Annotated in this window: 1 pseudogene; it reads right to left on the bottom strand. The window is 66.2% G+C overall.

The features are described 5' to 3' along the window. Positions 1-240: pseudogene (locus ACQG3P_RS22630) on the bottom strand (glycoside hydrolase family 15 protein); the annotation flags it as partial.

Here is a 240-nt window from a genome sequence, read left to right as displayed (position 1 = left end):
GCGCGGGGCGAAGTCGATGATTTCCCGCGAGCCGCCGTGCTTGTCGTGCAGCACGGTGCGCAGGATGGCGGTGTTGGTCAGGGAGCTCTGTTCGCTGCTGACCATGTCTTCCAGTTCGATGGCGAAATCGCCACCGACCTGCTGGTTGGGCTGCAGCAGAGCGCAGAAGGTGGGGTCGCCGACGAAGGTGGGCAGGCAGCTCCACACGACGCGGGCGTGGCGGTCGATCAACGCGCCGAA

Origin of the sequence: Stenotrophomonas sp. SrG (assembly GCF_050031795.1) — a bacterium.
GTDB lineage: Bacteria > Pseudomonadota > Gammaproteobacteria > Xanthomonadales > Xanthomonadaceae > Stenotrophomonas > Stenotrophomonas rhizophila_A.
The sequence above is the reverse complement of the archived record's forward strand: the minus strand, read 5'-3'. Positions and strand labels throughout refer to the sequence as shown.